The organism is Mycobacterium vicinigordonae (genome assembly GCF_013466425.1).
Taxonomy (GTDB): domain Bacteria; phylum Actinomycetota; class Actinomycetes; order Mycobacteriales; family Mycobacteriaceae; genus Mycobacterium; species Mycobacterium vicinigordonae.
Window position 1 is genome coordinate 4405071 of the sequence record NZ_CP059165.1, and the last position, 14290, is coordinate 4419360.

18 protein-coding genes are annotated in these 14290 nt (G+C 64.2%); 14 read left to right on the forward strand and 4 right to left on the reverse strand.

The window, feature by feature from the left end; all coding sequences use genetic code 11:
- Positions 1-61: 61 nt before the first annotated feature.
- A complete protein-coding gene (locus tag H0P51_RS19685) occupies positions 62-1822 on the reverse strand; it encodes a MinD/ParA family ATP-binding protein (protein WP_246398092.1) in 1761 nt (586 codons plus the stop codon).
- Positions 1822-3657: a type VII secretion AAA-ATPase EccA gene (eccA, locus tag H0P51_RS19690; RefSeq protein WP_180914573.1), complete on the reverse strand. Its 1836-nt coding sequence runs from the start codon at positions 3655-3657 to the stop codon at positions 1822-1824. Before eccA ends, H0P51_RS19685 begins: the two co-directional genes overlap by 1 nt.
- A gap of 224 nt (positions 3658-3881) precedes the next feature.
- Between eccA and H0P51_RS19695 the strand changes: the two genes are divergently transcribed.
- The 12 genes from H0P51_RS19695 (at position 3882) to H0P51_RS19750 (ending at position 10565) form a co-directional block, all read left to right on the forward strand.
- Positions 3882-4193 (forward strand): hypothetical protein, encoded by a 312-nt coding sequence (locus tag H0P51_RS19695; protein WP_246398094.1) that lies wholly within the window; start codon positions 3882-3884, stop codon positions 4191-4193.
- On the forward strand, positions 4175-4540 hold the full coding sequence (locus H0P51_RS19700; protein ID WP_246398096.1) for a YbaB/EbfC family nucleoid-associated protein: 366 nt from the start codon (positions 4175-4177) through the stop codon (positions 4538-4540). The genes H0P51_RS19695 and H0P51_RS19700 overlap by 19 nt, the downstream gene beginning before the upstream one ends.
- A gap of 183 nt (positions 4541-4723) precedes the next feature.
- Complete coding sequence (locus H0P51_RS19705; RefSeq protein WP_180914574.1) at positions 4724-5023, forward strand: hypothetical protein; 300 nt, start codon at positions 4724-4726, stop codon at positions 5021-5023.
- A gap of 11 nt (positions 5024-5034) precedes the next feature.
- A complete protein-coding gene (locus H0P51_RS19710) occupies positions 5035-6420 on the forward strand; it encodes a hypothetical protein (RefSeq protein ID WP_246398098.1) in 1386 nt (461 codons plus the stop codon).
- Positions 6421-6435: 15 nt separating this feature from the next.
- Entirely contained in the window at positions 6436-6720 is a 285-nt protein-coding gene (locus H0P51_RS19715) for a PE domain-containing protein (protein ID WP_180914575.1), read from the forward strand.
- A 66-nt stretch (positions 6721-6786) separates the two neighbouring features.
- The gene (locus H0P51_RS19720) at positions 6787-7857 is read left to right on the forward strand and encodes a PPE domain-containing protein (protein WP_180914576.1); all 1071 of its coding nucleotides are present in this window, start codon (positions 6787-6789) and stop codon (positions 7855-7857) included.
- Positions 7854-8672 carry an ESX secretion-associated protein EspG gene (locus H0P51_RS19725; protein WP_180914577.1) on the forward strand — a complete coding sequence of 273 codons (819 nt, stop codon included), beginning with the start codon at positions 7854-7856 and terminating at the stop codon, positions 8670-8672. Before H0P51_RS19720 ends, H0P51_RS19725 begins: the two co-directional genes overlap by 4 nt.
- A gap of 69 nt (positions 8673-8741) precedes the next feature.
- Positions 8742-9005, forward strand: coding sequence for a hypothetical protein (locus tag H0P51_RS19730; protein ID WP_180914578.1), 264 nt, complete (start codon positions 8742-8744; stop codon positions 9003-9005).
- A gap of 15 nt (positions 9006-9020) precedes the next feature.
- Complete coding sequence (locus H0P51_RS19735; RefSeq protein WP_180914579.1) at positions 9021-9323, forward strand: hypothetical protein; 303 nt, start codon at positions 9021-9023, stop codon at positions 9321-9323.
- 118 nt (positions 9324-9441) lie between these two features.
- Positions 9442-9735 carry a hypothetical protein gene (locus tag H0P51_RS19740; RefSeq protein ID WP_180914580.1) on the forward strand — a complete coding sequence of 98 codons (294 nt, stop codon included), beginning with the start codon at positions 9442-9444 and terminating at the stop codon, positions 9733-9735.
- A gap of 27 nt (positions 9736-9762) precedes the next feature.
- Entirely contained in the window at positions 9763-10056 is a 294-nt protein-coding gene (locus tag H0P51_RS19745) for a hypothetical protein (RefSeq protein ID WP_180914581.1), read from the forward strand.
- A 149-nt stretch (positions 10057-10205) separates the two neighbouring features.
- Positions 10206-10565, forward strand: a complete 360-nt coding sequence (locus tag H0P51_RS19750) for a hypothetical protein (protein WP_180914582.1) — start codon at positions 10206-10208, stop codon at positions 10563-10565.
- Between the two features lie 223 nt (positions 10566-10788).
- On the opposite strand, the gene H0P51_RS19755 is transcribed toward H0P51_RS19750, so the two are convergent.
- On the reverse strand, positions 10789-11163 hold the full coding sequence (locus tag H0P51_RS19755) for a hypothetical protein (RefSeq protein WP_180914583.1): 375 nt from the start codon (positions 11161-11163) through the stop codon (positions 10789-10791).
- A gap of 24 nt (positions 11164-11187) precedes the next feature.
- On the opposite strand from H0P51_RS19755, the gene H0P51_RS19760 reads away from it, so the two are divergent.
- Both H0P51_RS19760 and H0P51_RS19765 read left to right on the forward strand, forming a co-directional pair.
- Positions 11188-11970: a hypothetical protein gene (locus H0P51_RS19760; protein WP_180914584.1), complete on the forward strand. Its 783-nt coding sequence runs from the start codon at positions 11188-11190 to the stop codon at positions 11968-11970.
- Positions 11971-12085: 115 nt separating this feature from the next.
- Complete coding sequence (locus H0P51_RS19765; RefSeq protein ID WP_213016705.1) at positions 12086-12838, forward strand: ESX secretion-associated protein EspG; 753 nt, start codon at positions 12086-12088, stop codon at positions 12836-12838.
- Between the two features lie 10 nt (positions 12839-12848).
- Here the strand turns inward: H0P51_RS19765 and H0P51_RS19770 are convergent, their stop codons facing one another.
- Positions 12849-14219 carry a hypothetical protein gene (locus H0P51_RS19770; RefSeq protein WP_180914586.1) on the reverse strand — a complete coding sequence of 457 codons (1371 nt, stop codon included), beginning with the start codon at positions 14217-14219 and terminating at the stop codon, positions 12849-12851.
- Between the last annotated feature and the right edge of the window lie 71 nt (positions 14220-14290).

Here is a 14290-nt window from a genome sequence, read left to right on the forward strand (position 1 = left end):
CGATCTGAAACGTATACCAGAGAACGTCCCGGCCGATGGTGCAAATCGGGGCCGCGCGCGCTCAGCCGCGGGATACCGCGCGCTTGGTGTCCGCGAACCCGTCAGCGATCGACGCGGCCAACTCCAGAAACGCCTGGCGAGTGCGGTTGGCCATCAGGTCCAGCACGATCTCCGACCCCTGAGCCAGGTGATCGTCGAACGGGATGACGTGCACCGAACGGATGCGGGTCAGGAACTGCGCGGCCAGCTTATCCAGGTCGACCGAGGCTTTTCCCGGACGCGCAGCGCTAATCACCACCGTCGCGTTGGGCACCAGGTGCCCGCGACCGTGATGCTCGAGCCAGTCCAGCGTCGCGAACGCGCTACGCGCGGCGTCGATAGCAGGCGAAGCGACCAACACGATCGCATCCGCCTCATCGAGGATGGACGACATCGCCGAATGCACCAGTCCGGTCCCACAGTCGGTGAGAATCAAGTTGTAGAACCGCTGCAGCAGCCGGATCACTACGCGGTAGTCGGCATCCGAGAACGCCTCGGAGGTCGCCGGATCACGTTCGGAAGCCAGGATTTCCAGCCGGCTGGTGCTCTGCGAGGTGTGCCTGCGGATGTCGGAGTACCGAAAAATGTTGTCGTCCAACAACAAATCGCGCACGGTGGATCGACTCTGATCGGGTCCGCGCTGGGCGAGGGTGCCGAAGTCGGGATTGGCGTCGACCGCGATCACCCGGTCGCCGCGGATCGCCGCAAAGGTGGACCCCAGCCCGACCGTGGTGGTGGTCTTACCGACACCACCCTTCATGGACAACACGGCGATGCTGTAGTCGCCGCGCACCGGTTGGCTCACCCGTGCCACCAGCTTCTGGCGGGTGTTCTCCAGTTCGGACTCGCCCGGGTTCAGACCGGTGAGCCGGTGTACCGCGCGGCGCCACCCGCGTTGCGGCAGCGGCCGGGCACGTACCAGCCCGAGATCGGTGTGCGACGGTATGCGCGGATCCTGGTAACCCGGCAAAGGTTGCGGTGCGCTCGGGGTGGCACGGGTGAACGGTGTCGCAACCGGGGGCGGACCGGCCGTGCTGAGCCTGGGGTCGGGTTGCGGCGGGGACGGCGGCTCGGAAGTCTGCCAGGGAGCGGTGACCGAGGGCCCGGGTGCGGGTGGCGGCGCCGGCCGCGTGGGCCGCGGAGCCGGACGCACGGGCGGTTGCGCGGGTGGCTGCTGCGCTGCGGGAGACCGCTGTGGCGGCGCGGAACGCGCGCGGGGATGCGGTGGCAGCGCAAAGACGGCCGTGCTCTGAGATATTGGGCCCGGACGTTCGCGCGAGGCAGGTCGTTCGGGTGCCGGCGGAGGCGGCGGCTCGGCGGGTTGTGCGGGCTCGGGCAACTGCAGCTGCGGCAACTGCATCACGCGAGTGCCCTCGGCCGTAGGGCCGGAACGCACCGGTTTGGGCGCCGGTGCGGCCTCAACTTGCGCCTCCGGCTCTGCTTCCGGCGGCGGGGCCGACTTTGCATGTTCTGCGGCCGGTTCCGGAGCCGGCGCGACGGGATCGGCCGGGGGCGGCTGGGGCAACTTGATCACCTGGGTGCCAGCGGTCGTCGGGCTCGGCGACGGCTGGTCGACAACCGGCGACGGCTGGTCGGTGACCGGCGACGGCTGGTCGACGACCGGCGACGGCTGGTCGACGACCGGCGACGGCTGGTCGGTGACCGGGCGGGCGGCGGATTCGGCCGACTCCCGCTCGAGCTTGGCTTTGATCTGCGCAACAGGAATCGGATTGGTGTCCGCGCCGCTGCTGCCCTTGAACCCCCGAGCGTCGGAGTTTGCCACTAGCGGATGCCCGAAATCTGTTGCCGCTGCGACATGCCCAGCACGTTCTCCAGAGCGGCGCGCATATCGCTGAGTTCAATGCGCATCAGCTCGGTCTCGTCGAGATCCTCGACGCTGACGTCGTCGCGTTCGCTCAACCGGTACTCGCGCTCCTCCTCGGCCGTCTCGATGACATTGCGGACGAACCGCCCATTGCCAACCAAGTCGATGTCGCGGCGCAGTTGCCCGGTGTCATCGACCGACTGATTCTCGTACAGCCGTTTGCAGGCCTCGACCAGTTCCTCGTAGGCACTCTCGGTCAGCTCGGAGTCGCGGGTCTTAGCGATCAATCGGCCGATGTCGCCGAGTTCGGTGGGGTTATAGGAAGCGAACCGGATCCGCTTAGTGAACCGGGACGCCATGCCCTCGTTCGAGGCCAGGAAGCGGTCAATCTCGGCGTCGTAGCCGGCGATGATCACCACCAGCCGGTCGCGGTCATTCTCCATACGCGCCAGCAGGGTGTCGACGGCCTCTCGACCAAACGCATCGCCGCCGGCCAGCCCGGTCTGGATCAGTGTGTAGGCCTCGTCGATGAACAGCACACCGTCCATCGCGGTGTCGATCAACGCCGACGTCTTGATCGCGGTGCTGCCGAGGTGCTCCCCGACAAAATCGGCGCGTTTGGCTTCGACCACGGCGGGCGTCTTCAACAGGCCGAGGCCACAGTAGACCTGCGCCACCACCCGGGCGATTGTCGTCTTGCCGGTCCCGGGTGGGCCGGTGAAAGCCAAGTGCAGGCTACGTGCGGCGGCGCTGAGGCCCTTACCCTCGCGAACCTTCGCCAACTTGGCGGCCGACCGCAGCTTGGCCACCTGCAGCTTGACGTCGGCCAGGCCGATCTGGCGGTCCAACTCCACCTGCGCCGCCCTCAGGTACTCATTGCCGCGCTCGGTCATGTTCTCGGCGTCGACCTCTCGCGCGCTGCGCGCGGTCGACGGATCCCACTTGTCGGTGCGGGAGTCGATGTCGTCTTTGGTGCTGATGATGAGCCGGAACTTCGGGTCATGCAGCGCCGACGCGTTGGCTTCGAACCCCGGTTCTTCGCTGTAGATCCGCTCGAAGATGATGCGCGCCTCAGGCTCCTTCCCCATCTCGCGCAGGGTCAGACCCTTGCAGAACTCCGCGGCCCGGCTCGCGGCGGGGATCGAGCCCTCGATCGCCAGATCAAGACGCCGGATGCCCTCCCCGAACAAACCCATCTGGGCGCATGCCGAGCCGACCATCAGGTTCGCCCCGGCGGAGATGTACTCGTCGGTGAACGAGGCCGAATTGGCAAGCGCGGTAAGCACATCGGGCCAGCGTTGGGTGGTGAAATGCAGCACCGCGCGGATGTAGGAGCAAATCTCGGCGTTGTCGGCGTCGCCGTCGGGCATCGACCGGCGCATGGTGTCCAGTTCGTCGAGCACCCGCTCGGCCTCGTCGTAGTCCTTACCGGCGATCATGTTTGCCGCGTATGCCAGCCATACCTCGGTGAGCGTGCTGAGCGTGTAGTCCAGGTACAGCCCGGTCTGGAACCGAGCGGCCAGCGCATGCCGGGGCAACCCGAGCCGGCGCTGCTCGCGGTTAAGGTTCTCCTTGCTGGTCCGCCAGAGGTTGTAGAGCACCTCGCTGCTGGTGTCTCCGGCAGCGGCACGGCCTAGCCAGGCGTCGCTCATCTGCGGGTCGTGCTCGGTGGCGCGCTTGAACGCCAGGGCCGCATACTGCACGTCGCGGTCGGTCTCTAGGCCGTCGATGGGGATTCCCAGTGACAACACTCCGGCGTCGAAGACCCGCTGCGCGTCCCTGGTGCCAGGCATCTACTCGGTGTCCTTACTACTAGTACTGCTGGTGACTACCCTTTGGCGGCAGCAGCGAGTACAAAACGTCCAATTAACCCACGTCTGGCGGTAGAAAGTTATTGTACCGACCTGTTGAGTTTCATTGTCGCGCCAAAATCCTGGGCCGAAATCCAGGCATGCCAGCGCCGCTGTGGAGGTGAAGCCGGGTGCCACCGGACCAACGACGACAACGACCCCAACCCGTGCTTTCACGCACCGGAACCATCGCCGTCGCCACCACCGAGCGCGGGCTGCCGACGGCGTTGAAGATCGACCGCAGCGAGCTCGCCAGACCGCCCCAGGAGTTGGCGGCCGAGATCCTGGCGCTGTGCAGATTGTCGGCATTGCGCGCCCAGGTGGCCTACCGCCGGGGCCTCGCTGACAAAGGATTCAGCCAGTCAACCATTCGTGAACTCGGCCTGCCGACCGACGAGGAGCTGGCCCGCGCCGAGCAAGAGCTGTTCGGCGACGACGAGGACAACGAGCTGCCGGAGACGTGGATGAGGTCGATATGACCAGCTTGGCGCAGTCGGTGATCGCGCGCGCGATCAAGCAGCGCGACCTGTTGCAGTCCATGACCGAGCAGACGAAGAAGATCTCGGCGCGAGTGACCAGCCGGGACCGCGCGGTGAGCGCCGAGGTCGACGGGCTGGGCAGCCTGACCGGTCTATGGCTGGGTCCGCCGGCCAGCCGTCTAGACCCAGACACCCTGGCTACGCTGATCGTCGAGACCGCCCAGGCGGCCGCCAAACTGTCCGCCGAGCGGTACAACTTCCTCCTCAAAGAGTTCATGACCCGTATGGATGAGCTCCAGCGAGCACCTCTGACCCGCTCCGATGGCACCGTCTTCGAGCCGGATTGACGCCCCTTAAACGTTATTCAACACACGCAAATAACGATCACGGTCTTATTACACATGTGTGAATCGCGTGCAGAGCAAGAGTCTGCTTAAAATTCGTGCAATTTAATGCCGGCCGGGGTGCTTAAGCTGAAGACACCAGCGCTAGCTGCCGGCTAAGCGGGAATCCACGGGGAGAATCTGATCATGACATTTGAAATGCAGCCCGACTTCATGCAGGGCCTCACGACTGCACAAGAGACCGCCGGCACCATGATCACCACCGCCATGAGCACGATCACCTCGGCCCAAATGAGTTCATTCTCAATGGCTTTGGGCCCGATCGCGGCAGCAAACATGATTCCGGCGATGTACGAATCCGCGGCGAACAACCTTGCCAGCGGCATGTCGACGGCAGCGAAGCATGGCCTGCTGGGCGTCGCGACCCACATCAGCAACGCCACTCACGCCGCGGCCGACGCGGCCGGCGGACCCGAAGAAACCTAGGCGACGCACCAATGGCCACCACCGACCCTGCACCGCTACCAGGGCTACCGGGGCAGTTGGATCAGATAGCCGACTTTGACCACCAGCCGGTTGTCAACCAGATGGAAAACGACCTGCAGGCCTGGCTGAACCGCCCAGTGCAGGACATCTTGAACCAATTCCACCTGGGTCCGCTGCCCACCGGCGGCCCCGAGCTTCCCGGGATGCCCGGCGACCCCATTCCCGCCGACTTGACCAACGCTGCGGGCGGGATGGGCAACAACTTTGCCGGCGGGCTGATGAAGCCAATGACCGACATGCTGGGCACCCTGGGGAACGGCATCTTCCAGGGCCTGAACCCCACGCAGATGTTCGGCGGGATCAGCCAGGCCTTCCAGCAGGCGGCAGGTGGTCTGCAGCAGGCGCTGGGCCAGATGATGGGCGGGGGCGGCCAGGGCTGGTCGGGCGCCGGTGCGGGCGCTGCCGCCGCGAAGACCGGCGAAACGCTGGCCAATGGGGCCGCCGTCGCCGCGCAGGGCACCGCGTTAGGCGGCGAATACAGCGCCGCGGCCGCGAACGTCGCGCAGGGACAGGCCCGCTTGATCCAGATCATCCAGGAGTGTCAGGACGAGCTTTCGGCCCTCTCGGGCGGTTTGCCATGGACTGCGCCCGCGATGGTCCAGACCGCTTCGCGCGCGAGCGCGATGGCCACGGAGTGCATCACAGAGTTGGAGAGCACCCTGACCAGCCAGGCCGCATCCACCGCCGCGACCGGCGCTCCGATCGCGGTCGCTCAAGGCCCCCAGATGGCCATGGAGATGATGGGTCCGCTGCTGTCGGTGGGGATGAGCATGATCGGACCCGCGATGGAAATGGGCATGATGCCACTGACGATGGGCATCCAGGCGGGAACGCAGGCGCTGCAGGCCGGGATGCAGGCCGGTACGGGCCTGATTTCGAGTGTGGGTCAGGCGGGCCAAGGCACCGGTGCCGCCGCCGCGTCCGCACTTGCCAACCCAGCGCGGATGGTCAGTGCGGTTCACCCGACCGGCGGTGGCGGACACGGCGGCGGTGCCGGCGTCGGCTCCACGACACCGGCTCGAGCGACACCGTCGTCGCCGATGGTGCAGAACGAGAACTCCAACGCAGCGGCCGCGTCGCGCGCGCTATCTGCGCGGCCGACCGGCGGAGTCGCCGGGATGGGTGGCGGCGCGGGCATGATGGGCGCGGGCGGAGCCGGGTACGGCGCCCCGGGCGGCAAAGCCGGAGCCAGCGGCAGCCACACCTCGGCGTCGTTTCTGCACACGACCGATCAGGGCGGCGCGATCGTGGGCGATCTCGGCACCGCCAGTCCGGCCGTGATCGGCGACAACTCGGTCAATTTCGACGACGACCCTGACGTCAAACTTCGCATCTAATCGAGGAGAAAAGACATGAGCGACAACCTGTCCATCCGGCCCGGCGAACTCACCGAAGCCACCCGGCAGCTCGACGAACTCGCCGATCGCCTGCAGCGCGTGATGGAGACCGAGCGCCCTAACTTGACGACGGTCTCATCGGGCCAGGACGAGGTCTCCCAGCGGGTGGCCCACACCCTCAACGAGGTGCTTGCGTCGTTCACCAGAGCGTCCGACCAGGGTACGAACGAGATGCACGAGGCGTCCGCGGCGTTGCGCGCGCACTCGGGTCGCATTGCCGACTCGGATCTCGCGGACTGACAAGTCCAATAACCAGTCGCTTCGAGCGACACCGATCAACACAGCGAAAGGGGGGCTCAGGTCGTCATGGGATTCACCAACGTGGTGTGGGAATCGCGCAGCACCGAACAGCTGGCGCGCGACCTGACCGAGGGCCCCGGTCCGTCCTCGGTCGGCGAAGCGGGCGCCGCATGGATACGGGTCGCCAACGAATTCGCCAAAGTCTCGGCCGACTATGACCGGCTGCTCGAATCCTTCCGGGCGTCCTGGGAAAGCACCACCTCGGATGCGGTGGTCCGCAAGCTAGAAGCGTTCGGCAAGTGGCTGCAAGCGGCCAGCCTGAGCGCCGCCGCCAACGGGCGCCGTGCCGAGGAGGCCGCCGTCGCCAACACAGTCGCGATCCTGTCGATGCCCACCGTCTCGGAGGCCATTGAAGCCAAAGCGGCTCAGGACATGATGGCGTCGCTCTCGGCGTACAACGGCGCGATCCTGCATGGCAGTTTCGCCGAGTTCGATGACGCCGCTTCGGCCCAGCAGGCTGACGCCGCAGCGGTGATGAACCGGTACGAGGAGGCCTGCGCCGAGCTGGCCGAGCCGTGGGAGCAGCCCGTCCCCCCTCAGGTCGTCAACGGCGGCGCACTCAAAGCGGAGAAAGAAGGTAAGGGCGGCGGTTCTCGGGGCGGCGGTGGCGGTGGTGGCGCGGCACCGCGACAGCTCTCGCCGATGCTGGCCAGCCCGGTCGGCTTATCCAAGGAACCACAGCAGCTCAGGAAAGCCAGCTTCACCAGTGACTCGTCTTCAGGCAGCGGGATGGGCCGGGGCGGAGGTTACGCACCGATGGCAGGCACTAGGCGCGACGGCAGCAACCATACTTACGAATCCTTCCGTGAGCCCGGGACCCTCGAGGGTGCCGGCGAAGCGGGAGCCAGCCTGTCCGACGGCGGGCAGTCCTGGTTGCCCGCAGCGCAGCAAAACGATGCGCCCTTCACCGTCTCGCACGTCAGTTGGGGACCCAACACCGCCATCTTCGACGACCTCGCGGCACCCGAACCCGAGCACGTTGAAGGCTTCGCGGAAGAGCCCGAGCGGACATTGCAGCAGGTGTCCGACCGATGGGTCTCCCCGCCGGTCATTGGCGCCGAGGAGGTGAGTCTGTGACCACGGCGATGTTGTCCGAGTTCACGCTGACGGAGGACGAACTGCAAGTTGTCGGGTCGCGGATCGGCGTGCAGGGCTTTCCAAGCGTTCTGGACGTGCGGCCTCGGTACGCCACGGTGGACGCGCTGGAGGCGGCGTTCGACGCGGCAACGAGCAGTCTGGTCTCGCGCGGTTTGATCATCGACGGGGTGGTCGAGCCCGATCTGGTGCCCGTACTACGGGCGTTGCGCCGGCCGCAACGCGAATTAGCCATGCGGCTGGTGACGCCGGACGGCATGGCCCGGGTATCGGTTGTGCGGAGCGGCAGTTCTGGTGTCCTGGCACGACGCGTGGGCAACCAGATCCGGCTGCGGGTCGCCGAGGACGCCCCCGACCTGTCCTGGGCCGCCCATTCGTTACTCAGTGCGCTGCCCCGGGCCGAGGCCGCGTCGGTCTCACCTGTGGGCGCACCGTCTGAGGTGGTCACCCGCAAACTGATCGGTACCCATGACGCCGCGCAGCTAGCCGACCGGGTCCGGGCACTGGGCGCTGAACCGCGAGCGGCGATGCTGTTGGGGTCGGCGCTGTCGTCGCGCATGGCGTTCGCTGAGATCGTCTATTACGCACTCTGCGCCGACCAGGACCGCATTTCTCGTCTGCCCGCGGCGGTCGGGGTTTTCTATACCAAGCGAGGCCGGATCGTCGGGGCGCCGAGCGCCTCACCGAGTGGCCAATTGTGGACCACGCTAAAGCCGGGTTCGGATCACGCGATCGGCCAGGCGATTGGTCAGCTTGTCGAAATATCGGCAGACCAATGGGAGGCGTCATTGGTATAGCACTTGCCAGTTCAATCATCAGTCCGACAGTGTCCGGAACCGCCGAGCACGCGACCAAGGAGAAAAGACATGACATTCTTTGTCTCACAATCACAAGCTGACGCCGTAAAAGGCAAAATCGACAACACGCTGCACGACACCCAAACAGTGATCAACAAGGTGAAAAGCGAAGTCGAGACCCTGGGCACCACGTGGTTCGGCAACCAGGGCGCCAAGTTCCAGGAGGCCATGCACTTCCACGTCGAAGACCTCACCCGCATTTACCAGGAAACCCAAGAGCTCGCGGAAATGGGCAAGCAAAACATCCAGGAACACGTCGGCGCCGACGCCTAAGAGAAGGACAACACCATGGCTAACAACGACGAAATCAAGTACGAGTTCGACACCAACCGCGAGATCCTCGATGTGATCCAGCGGGCAACCCACGACGCCGAAGAAATGCGTACGCAGGTGGACAAACTGTTCCAGGTCCTCGTTGAAGAGGCCTACCACGGCCAAGGCGCGGAGGCGATGCAGAGTCGGCGGCAGGACATCTCGACCAGGATGGACTCGATCATCTCGGATCTGCACCACACGCACGCGCAGGCGGTCGCTCAACACGACTACGTTCAGCAGCTCGATCAGCGTCAGGCGGCCAACATCCTCGGCTGAGTTCGGCCGGGCCACTGATTGGACGAGCCCCATCTCCCGGGCTCGTCCTCAGCCGCCTCGAATACGACAGTCATCGCTGTCTCATATCACCGGAAAATCTTGACAAGGAGTTTTGTAAATGAGCGGGCCGGTAAGTATCAATGTGCAAGCGGTAAGCAGCGCGATGGGTAACGTTCAAACCTGTCTGGACAACACGAGGCATCACATCGAGCAGATGACCCAGGTACTCGAAACTGTCAAGCGGTTACACGTGAGCGACAACGCGACCAGCATCATGACCGACGCAAACAATCTGGAGAGCGACCTCAGGGAAATCGTCGACCAGATGACTCAGACGCGGAACGAGGTCTACGAGAAGGGGAACGCACTCCTGCAGCAAGCCGGGCATGCTCCCATGCCAATGCCCGCCTAGCAGAATTAGATTTGAAAGGAATCTAGCATGTCTGAAGGTACTGACATTCACTATGACCCCGCGGCCCTCACGCATTACGAGGACGCACACGCCACAATTCAGCAGGCCGGCAGTTTGGCCCAAGAGATCAACGACGTATTCCAGACACAGATACCTCAGGTTTTCGTCGCGGGTGCATCGGAATCCATTCGAGCGCACCACAGGATCATCCACGAGAAGTTCGAAGACGCGCACGCTCAGCTGGTCAAGCTATTGGGCGAGACCGCGCCGGGCGAGATCCACGACATGTTCGGCCTGGACCAGCGATTGAGTGACATCTAGGCATTGGCCGCTGCGACGCGCTGCGTGAGTTCCGGGACGGTGCACGGCAGGGGCCGGCTTGGACGGGAGGCGAGTTCTTGCCGAAGGTTGGCGAGGCGCAGAGGACCTGTCGGCTGTAGCCGCCTATATCTGACCAGAAGGGGATCGCGATGAGTGGTAACAATCCGCCATCCATCGAGGAAATGCGTGGATTTGCGAATCAGATTCGCGGCGCCTCACCCGAGCAGCTCCTCGTCGAGGTGCATGAAAATGCACTGGGGCAATGGAAACGAAATATTAATGATGTTGTTGGCGCCCTCAGAGGTGCGCACGACTTAGTCGCTGATAATCACGTCGATGTCGGCGAAGTGAGCGAGCTCTATGATTCCGCTACGCAAACTGCAAATAATCTGAATATTTCGGGGCAAACGGTCAAAGATAATATCCAGGCGAGCCTGGAGGTAGCCGAAGCCGTGCAGCAGATCATTCAGTCTGCGTTTGACCGCATCCAGAGACAGTCAGGCGCTTAATGCGGTCGCGGGTTACTGAGAGGTTATAGTCATGGCGCCCGAACCATGGATTGTTGGAAACGGCAATGATCCATACGGACCAGACTTCAACGATGGGGCGGGTCCACCCGTCGGTAATTACGATCACCGGACCAACCCATCTCGTAATCCCACCTCTGAAATCTACGGTATCGCCGGTAAGATTAACGAATTCAACGGCAAGGGGGGCACGGAGGGCCGCAGATCATACCGGCGCGTCGCGCTGGCGCATATTACAAAATTTGTCGACGGAAAGAATGGAATATCGGGCGCCAATGATGATGTGGCCCCCGGGCAGCACGGTAAATGGAACGCTGCCGGAAGCCTGATTAGCGGAGCCGCCACCACGCTTAATAGCTGGGTAGGCGGCGGCCCGGGCGACCAAATTCAAGGGGCCACCGCCCAGGCCATCCGCGACAGGTTGCGCGACCTGCAGAACAGCCTTACCTACACCGCCAGCGGCGCCCATCGCATGGATTTTCTTGTCGATATGTTTTCCCAGGATATGAGCCGGACGAAAGAGTGGTTCATGAGCCAGGAAAACGATGACATATTTCTCAACGGAGGCCAGGACGCGCACGACGCGCTTGACTGGGCCACGCAAGTGACAATTCGGGACTCTTACAACCCGCCGATCGACATGATCGGCTACAACCATCCAGATCTGCCGCCGGCGCCGCCTGTCCCGACCAATCCGTCAGGTATGCCTACCACCATGCCCAGCGGCGGCCCCGGCGGAACGGGCGGTGGCGGTGGACTGCCCGCCGGCGGTCTGAGTGTCCCCACAGTGCCAGCCGGGTTGACCACTCCGTCCAACAGCGATCCCGGTCAGGCGGTTCCAGCAAATGCGCTCAACGGACTTGGCGATGCCGCGAAGGGTGCCGGTGATGCGGCCCAACAAGCGGGTCAGGGTGCACAACAAGCCGCGCAGCAGGGTGCCAACGCGGGGCAGCAGGGCGCCAACGCCGCGCAACAGGCACTGAGCGACGCACTCAAGCGAAATAAGGCCGGATTGCCGGAAGGCGTACTGAGCTTGGGCCCCAAAGGCCTCAACGGTGCAGGCAAGGGCGGAGGCGCCGGCGGCGGCAGGGCAGGTGGGTCGGGGGCGGCAAGAGCTCTCGGAGTTGCGACCTCGCCGGCCACCGAATCGGCGGCGGCAAATAGAGCGGCCACGCCAGTGTCTCGCGCGGGCGTCGGTAGCGGAGGGTCTGGAGCACCCGGCGCCGGTGCCCCGGCCGCAGGCCATCGAGGCGGTGCCGGCGACAAGGTGCACAAGGCCAGCAAGGCGCTGCACCACAATAAACACGGCGTCATCAGCGAGGGCGAGGCTGTCGTGCAGGTAGTGGGCGAAGACCCCAACGACCCCACTCCCGACAAGTCAAGCTGATTCCGACCGTATTCTCCGATCGGCAGCGCTGTCGTCGCGCAGGCGCGAATGCGTGGACGAAACATGCGGATGAAACGGTGGTGATGGTGGCGTGGATCGGGCGACGCTGAATCAGGTGGGGACGATCAAGGTGGTCGGGGTAGACGCGCTTAGCGAATCCCATGGCCGCGAATTCATGCCACATCCGTTGGCGCACAATCGTTCATCGCCGTTTGCCAATCTCGACGAATACACTGCCTACGCCACCGAAGTTGTCGACCGGGTTATGCACGGCGACCTGGGCGGATTCAAACAATGGTTCGATACGTACGTCAACGCTGATCTCCGAGTGGAATGTACGGTCGACACCCCCGATGCGCGCAGGGAGCGAATCGTCGCGCATCGGTCGGACCAGTTCGGCTTCTTGGCTGCCCAGCAAATCGATGACGACGTTGTCGATATCTACACGCTGTCGCCGTACGAGTTGGGCGCGGCGATCACCGCTTTCTCTCCGTTGACTAAACCAGGCGAGCATTCGAAGGTGATCATCCCCGAGCTTCTGGGGCGGCCAGAGCGCGACACTGAGGACGAAGACGACGCCGTGTCCGTGCGCCGCCGCGTCGATCTACCGGATGGGACGCTGGTGCCGCGTACCGAAGTGGCGATGTTCGGCCGGGTTCAGAGTCGCTGGCAACCGGCTCGGGACCACGGGTTCGATCGCACGAAGAACGCGGTGGTGTGGGTGCGGATCAGAGACGACGGCGACTACATCTATGCGCCGGGGTTCGCACATCTGACGCCCATGAGCGCCCGCGGGCTGACTGAGCGGATCGACGAACTCATCGCCGAAGATGTGGCCGCGATACGGCAATCTCGGGGTTTGTCGTAGCACTCCAGGTTCAAGCCGGCGCGCGCAGGCCAACGATGCTGTCACGAGTCGTTTGCAGAAGGGCACTACCCGCCTTGGCCAGGGACGGAAATCCCCCGAAACTAGGTATCTCCCAACGAGTTTGACAGTTGGCTGCATCTATCGCCCTGGTCGCGCCGTGGTTTTGCTCGCCACTAACATACGTAAGGATCGTGGCGCCGTCCGAACCGGCGTAGGCAACACCGAAGTCCATGTCACAGGTAGGGCCGGGTTGGCCGGTGAGCAGATCCCATTGCTGCCAGCGGTCGATGCCGCCGAGGTAGAGTTTGGTGCCGATCGTCTGATAGTGCTCACCGGAGCTGGGTAGTCGGGTTTGCAGTTTGCCTGCGGCAGTGTAGATCTGCAGCCCGCCGCCGGCCAACACACTGGGCATCACCGGGTTGGGTTGCGGACGACTGGCATCAGGCAACAAAGCGACCTGGTGCCCATCAGCGTCATACAACGCCACCCCCGCGTTGTAATCCTTCTGAGTCCGAAACTCGTACGCGAAACCCCCGTTATAGACCTCGGCGTAACTCAAATTCAGGCCCCGCGGTGGCGTCGGAGTCAAATCAACCCCATCCACCGAAAACACCCGAAAACCCTGCCCCGTCAACGGATCAGCCGCCTGCATACCCAGCGTCAACGGCGCCATATCCAATGTCTGCGAATGATCGGACTCATAAACCACGCCGCTGCCCGGCACAAACCAGGTCAACTCACCCCGCTCCCCCACACCATAGACACCCTTACCTTTGGTGACAGCAACCAGACGGGTCTGTCCATGCCAGCTACCGATCGCCCGCAGACGCGGCTCCCCGGGGCTGTTATGAGTGTGCACCTGCGGAGGCCCGCTGAACTTCACCGCCCCACGCTCGAGATCGATCACCCACACCCGCTCCCGACCCGCGCAAAAGTAGAGACCCTCACAATCGGGGTTGAGGCACACCGCTGCGGACGGGCCATTGAGAGCGCAGTCCTCAGTCTGACCATAAAACCCGTCCAGCGGTATCAGCGGGAACGCCAACACACCTGTGCGCGTATCGATCCCATACACCCAACCCCTCGGGTCGGTACACCGCTCGGCCTGACAATTATGGGCGATGAAAAACGCTTTATCTCCGACGGCGGCAAACAGGTCGCCCACCGGCACACCGGCGGGCAGCCCGATCTGCCCCGCGGTGAGCTGCCAACCCACCACCGGTTGCCGATCCAGCGGAAACCCGATCAACCGATCCTTGGGCGTACCGATCGGCGCCTCCTTTGGCGCGGCCCCAACACCATTACCCGAACCACCGCCATGCCCACCCATACGCCACCACAACACCGCACCCACAGCGGTAACCACCACCACAACAATCACCGCCGCAACCCACCACCACCGACCACCCCGACGACCCGACCCACCAGCCGGAACCGACGGCGACTCACCAC